This window comes from Bradyrhizobium sp. NAS80.1 (genome assembly GCF_001908205.1).
Classification (GTDB): domain Bacteria; phylum Pseudomonadota; class Alphaproteobacteria; order Rhizobiales; family Xanthobacteraceae; genus Bradyrhizobium.
This window is the reverse complement of the sequence record NZ_LGHL01000305.1, coordinates 1-5,167: the sequence shown is the minus strand read 5'-3', so window position 1 is coordinate 5,167 and position 5,167 is coordinate 1. Positions and strand designations below refer to the sequence as shown.

The window sequence follows — 5,167 nt, the reverse complement described above, 5'->3', positions numbered from 1 at the left end:
GCTCGCCCCGCCTCGGGGTCTCGTCGACGTCGGCCGGCCGGAGCGCGTCCGGCTCGATGCCGGCCTGGTTGAGCAGCGACAGGCGCCGCGGCGAACCGGAGGCAAGAACGAATTTGGGGCGGCCGAGCATCAGGTGATTTTGGGAGACGAGGCAGGGGGTGAATTGCGCGCGGAACCTATCGGAAGGGGGCTGATTTCACAACCCGGGAACCCGAGGTTTGGTGATTCGAGGCGTCCGACATGCGTGTGCCTGCAGTCTGTGACGCGGGTGTTACGGGCGCCGAATGCTACCCGCTCGCAGCGCCCGCCCTCGCAAAGCGCTTCCGGATGCGCATCAAGAGCTGGTCGCAGACTTCGCGGTAGGCGGCGAGCTTCTGGTCGCGGCTGCCTTCGATGGTGGTGGGATCCTGCGTCGGCCAGTATTCGACGTCGGCGGCAAGCGTGCGCGTCAGCTCCAGTGCCTTGTGGTGCGCCTCCGGTGAGAGCGTGATGATGAGGTCGAAATTCAGTCCCTCCCAGTCCTCGAGCTCCTCGAAGGTCTGCGGCTTGTGGGCGGAGATGTCCTGACCAAGCTCGGCCATCACGGCAACGGCGAACGGATCGAGCTCGCCTTTCCTGGCGCCGGCGGACTTCACGTAGAGGCCTTGCGGAAACATGTGCTGCAACAGGCTTTCAGCCATCGGCGAGCGCACGCTGTTCATCGCGCAGGCGAACAGCACCGATTGCGGATCGCGTGCGCGTGGCGGCGCCGCCATCCGGTCTAGCCCTCTATGAAAGAGGGCATGGCCTTATTGGAAAACCGCTGCACACTTTTCCGGGCCATGCCCTAGCCCTTCCAGTGCAGGACAGTGATGAGCGTGAACAGCCGGCGCGAGGTCTCGAAGTCGACCAGCACCTTGCCCTTCAGCCGCTCCTGCAGCGTGCGCGATCCCTCGTCATGGATGCCGCGGCGGCCCATGTCGATGGCCTCGATCTTGTCCGGGGTCGCGGTGCGGATCGCCTGGTAATAGCTGTCGCAGATCATGAAATAGTCCTTCACGATCCGCCGGAACGGCGTCAGCGACAGCAGATGCGCGACCACCGGCGTGCCGTCCTCGCGGCGGATGTCGAACATCAGCCGGTTGCCGGTGATGCCGATATGCAGCGTGAACGGTCCCTTCCCATCCGCACCATCAGGCGCGAACAGGTTCTGCTCGATCAGATCGTAGATCGCGATCGCGCGCTCATGCTCGATGTCCGGCCCGGAACGACCGATCGAATCCTCGTCGAGGGTGACCGCGACAATGCGATTGGTCTGGTCGTCCTGTTCGGGCGGCTTTGTCATGACAGATTGAGGCGCAATCCAATCGAGCGCGAATGCGCGTCCAGCCCCTCCGCCTTTCCGAGCGTCATCGCGGCCGGCCCCAGCGCACGGAGCTGATCCGGGCCGCATTTCAGGATCGAGGTGCGCTTCATGAAGTCGTGCACCGACAGCCCCGAGGAGAATCGCGCCGAGCGCGCCGTCGGCAGCACGTGGTTGGAGCCGCCGACATAATCGCCGATCGCCTCCGGCGTATGCGCACCGAGGAACACCGCGCCGGCGTTGCGGATCTTCGCGGCGAGCGCATCGGGATCGGTCGTCATGATCTCGAGGTGCTCAGCAGCGATCGCATCCGCAAGCGGGATGGCTTCAGCGAGATTCTTCACCATGATGATGGCGCCGAAATCGGCCCAGGAGCGGCCTGCGATCGCCGCGCGCGGCAGCGTTTTCAGTTGCGCTTCGACGGCCTTCTCGACATCGGCGGCAAGCCGCGCGGAGTCGGTGATCAGGATCGACTGCGCGCTGGCATCGTGCTCGGCCTGCGCCAGCAGATCGGCGGCGATCCAGTCGGCATTGCCGGTGTCGTCGGCGATGACGAGCACCTCAGAGGGGCCGGCGATCATGTCGATGCCGACCTTGCCGAACACCAGCCGCTTGGCAGCGGCGACATAGGCATTGCCGGGACCGACGATCTTGGCGACGGGCGCGATCGTCGCGGTGCCGTGCGCGAGCGCGGCCACGGCCTGCGCACCGCCGACGCGGTAGATCTCGGTGACACCACCGAGCGAAGCTGCCGCCAGCACCAGCGGATTGAGCTTGCCGTCAGGCGACGGCACCACCATCACGAGGCGCGAAACGCCAGCGACCTTTGCGGGCACAGCGTTCATCAGCACCGAGGACGGATAGGCCGCTGTGCCTCCGGGCACGTAGAGGCCTGCGGATTCGATTGCTGTATAGCGCCAGCCGAGCTCGACGCCGAGCGGGTCGGTGAAGCGCTCGTCCTTCGGGAGCTGGCGGCGATGGTAGGTCTCGATGCGGTCACGCGCCAGTTTCAGCGCGTCCAGCGACGCGGCATCGCAGGCCTTCACGGCGGTCTCGATCTCGGCGGCGGTGACGCGCAAGGAGGCAGCATCCAGCGTCAGCCGGTCGAACTTTGCCGTGGCCTCGAGCAGGGCGGCGTCACCCCGTTTCGCCACATCGTCGACGATGGCGCGCGCGGCGGCCTCGACGTCGGCCGAGACCTCGCGCTTGGCGGCGAGGAAGGCGGCGAATCGCTGGTCAAAATCGGCGCTGCTGCGGTCGAGACGAACGGGCATATCTGGCTTGGCTTCTGGCTGGTCTTTGGGGCGGATTGGCTCACCCGACCCCCTGCTCAATGGCGCGGCGGGGAAGCTGCGTCAACCCTCGGCAATAACCCCTTGGGAGGTACCGTTCCGGCGACGGCCCGAGCTGGTTTGGCTGGTATACCGGCCACCTCACCCCTCCCCCTTGATCTCCAGCCCGATCCCCAATTCGTCCGCCCCGAGGTCTGTCAGCTCGCATTCCAGGCATTCGACGTCGAGGCGGATGGCGCCGCCTTGGGCGAACAAAAGCAGGGCGCTGCCGCCGGGCTCCTCGGTACGGCCGTCCTGGGGATGAAACTCGATGCCGATGAGGTCTAGAACCATGTCCGGCGCGCCAAGGTCGATGTTGCGCGATTTGCAGGCGAGCACGCGGTCGAAGCGGAGCGCGGCGACCAGCCGGCGCGGCTCGGCCTCGCCCTCAAGCGTCTGCTCCCAGTCGAGCCGGCTCATGCCGATCACGAGCCGCTTCTCGCCTTGCCGCCAGATGATGTCGGAAGCCTGCACGCGGGCGTCCTGGACATGGGTGGAGATCACCGCAAGATCGTCGGCGTCGAGCGCAATCATCTTGAGCTGGGGAGACATCGCCGACATTACTCCGTGGGGAGAACCGACCGCTCAACGCACGCGGGCGCGGAAATTTCCGCAAGGTTAACGGGCCGGCGGACTAGAGGCTATTGATATCCTCCATCTCCAGCACCCTCCGCGGATACCCATCCCGGGCGACGCGGATCATGGCGCGGCCGATCTGCTCCGTCGAAGTGACGAGCCGCGGCGCAATCCGACGCAGCACCGACCACAGCGGCCAGCTCACATCGTAGACGGCCTGCACCCAGGCGGTCTTTGAGCGGGCGCCGTGCAGCGGCTGGATCGCACCCGGCCGGAACATGTAGGCACCCTTGAACGGCAGCCTGAACAGATCGTTCTCGGTCTTGCCCTTGACCCGCGCCCACATCAGCGCCCCCTGCTCGGTGGAATCGGTTCCTGCGCCGGTGACGTAGACAAACGTCATCTGTGGATTAAGCCGCGCCAGCGTCGTCGCAGCAGCGAGCGTGATGTCGTAGGTGAGATGGCGGTAGCGCTCCTCGTTCATGCCGATCGAGGAGACGCCGAGGCAGAAGAAGCAGGCATCGAAACCGGTGAGCCGCACCTCGATCGTCGAATAGTCCATGAAATCGCCGTGGATGATCTCGGTGAGCTTGGCGTTGCGCACGCCGGTCGGGCTGCGGCCGACCACGAGCACGCGTTCGATGCCGGGATCGATCAGGCACTCGCGCAACACGCCCTGCCCGACCATGCCGGTCGCACCGAACACGATGACTCGCATCGGGACGTCCCCACCGAAGTCGCGGCTTACGCGGCGGCCGCGATCTCGTCGAACGATACACCGGTCACACACCACTGCGAAAGGGTCGCTCGCGGAGGCAACCCCTCACCCGTCTCGCCGCTACGCGGCGAGCCGCCCTCTCCAACAAGGGGAGAGGGCAAGCGAACGTCGCGCATCGAGCGCTCGAGCTAACGAGCCGTCGCCGCCTTTACCCCTTGAAGAACGCCAGAAGGTCCGCGTTGATCGTCGCCGCTTCCGTTGTCGGCATGCCGTGCGGAAAGCCCTTGTAGGTCTTGAGCGTGCCGTTCTTCAGAAGCTTGGCCGACAGCGGTGCGGAATCGGCGTAAGGCACGATCTGGTCGTCGTCGCCATGCATCACCAACACCGGCACGTTGATCTTCTTCAGGTCCTCGGTGAAATCGGTCTGCGAGAACGCGACGATGCCGTCGTAATGCGCCTTCGCGCCGCCCATCATGCCCTGTCGCCACCAGTTCTGGATCACCGCTTCAGACGGCTTCGCGCCGGGACGGTTATAACCATAGAACGGGCCGGCGGGGAGGTCGCGATAAAACTGCGTGCGGCTTGCGGCGAGCTGCGCCTGGAGACCGTCGAACACGCTCTTCGGCAGGCCGCCGGGATTGGCAGCCGTCTGCACCATCAACGGCGGCACCGCGGAAAGGATCGCGGCTTTCGCCACGCGGCTCTCGCCGTGGCGCGCGATGTAGTGCACGACTTCGCCGCCGCCGGTGGAATGGCCGACATGGATGGCGCTCTTGAGATCGAGATGCGCGGTCAGCGCCGCGAGATCATCGGCGTAGTGATCCATGTCGTGACCGTCGGCGACCTGCGCCGAGCGGCCATGGCCGCGACGGTCGTGGGCAATCACGCGATAGCCATGGGTCACGAAGAACATCATCTGCGCATCCCAGTCGTCGGACGACAGCGGCCAACCATGACTGAACACGATCGGCTGGCCCGAGCCCCAGTCCTTGTAGAAGATCTCGACGCCGTCTTTGGTGGTGATGGTGGGCATTGCAGGGCTCCTTTAGTTAGAAACGTCATTCCGGGGCGCTCGTCAGCGCGAACCCGGAATCCAGATGTTGTTGAGCGAGACAGTTCGATGCGTTTCATCGCACCGGAATGACTAAAACAGGCGCGTACGCGAGCGCCTGATCGATCAGGCAAAAGCCATAACGGCCT

Annotated in this window: 7 protein-coding genes; all 7 read right to left on the bottom strand. The window is 65.3% G+C overall.

The genetic code is table 11. From position 1 onward, the window contains the following. Positions 1-130, bottom strand: a 130-nt coding sequence (locus AC629_RS42150; protein ID WP_210419201.1) for a Maf family protein, incomplete at its 3' end; no start/stop codon positions are given. A 157-nt stretch (positions 131-287) separates the two neighbouring features. After that, on the bottom strand, positions 288-755 hold the full coding sequence (locus AC629_RS42145; protein WP_084810529.1) for an arsenate-mycothiol transferase ArsC: 468 nt from the start codon (positions 753-755) through the stop codon (positions 288-290). Between the two features lie 71 nt (positions 756-826). Continuing rightward, the gene (locus AC629_RS42140; protein WP_084810528.1) at positions 827-1,324 is read right to left on the bottom strand and encodes a UPF0262 family protein; all 498 of its coding nucleotides are present in this window, start codon (positions 1,322-1,324) and stop codon (positions 827-829) included. After that, entirely contained in the window at positions 1,321-2,616 is a 1,296-nt protein-coding gene (gene hisD / locus AC629_RS42135) for a histidinol dehydrogenase (RefSeq protein WP_084810527.1), read from the bottom strand. The genes AC629_RS42140 and hisD overlap by 4 nt, the downstream gene beginning before the upstream one ends. 159 nt (positions 2,617-2,775) lie before the next feature. Then, the gene (locus AC629_RS42130) at positions 2,776-3,225 is read right to left on the bottom strand and encodes a DUF2948 family protein (RefSeq protein WP_084810530.1); all 450 of its coding nucleotides are present in this window, start codon (positions 3,223-3,225) and stop codon (positions 2,776-2,778) included. Between the two features lie 82 nt (positions 3,226-3,307). Next, positions 3,308-3,967, bottom strand: a complete 660-nt coding sequence (locus AC629_RS42125; protein WP_084810526.1) for an NAD(P)H-binding protein — start codon at positions 3,965-3,967, stop codon at positions 3,308-3,310. A gap of 208 nt (positions 3,968-4,175) precedes the next feature. After that, complete coding sequence (locus AC629_RS42120; RefSeq protein WP_084810525.1) at positions 4,176-5,000, bottom strand: alpha/beta fold hydrolase; 825 nt, start codon at positions 4,998-5,000, stop codon at positions 4,176-4,178. Positions 5,001-5,167: the final 167 nt, after the last annotated feature.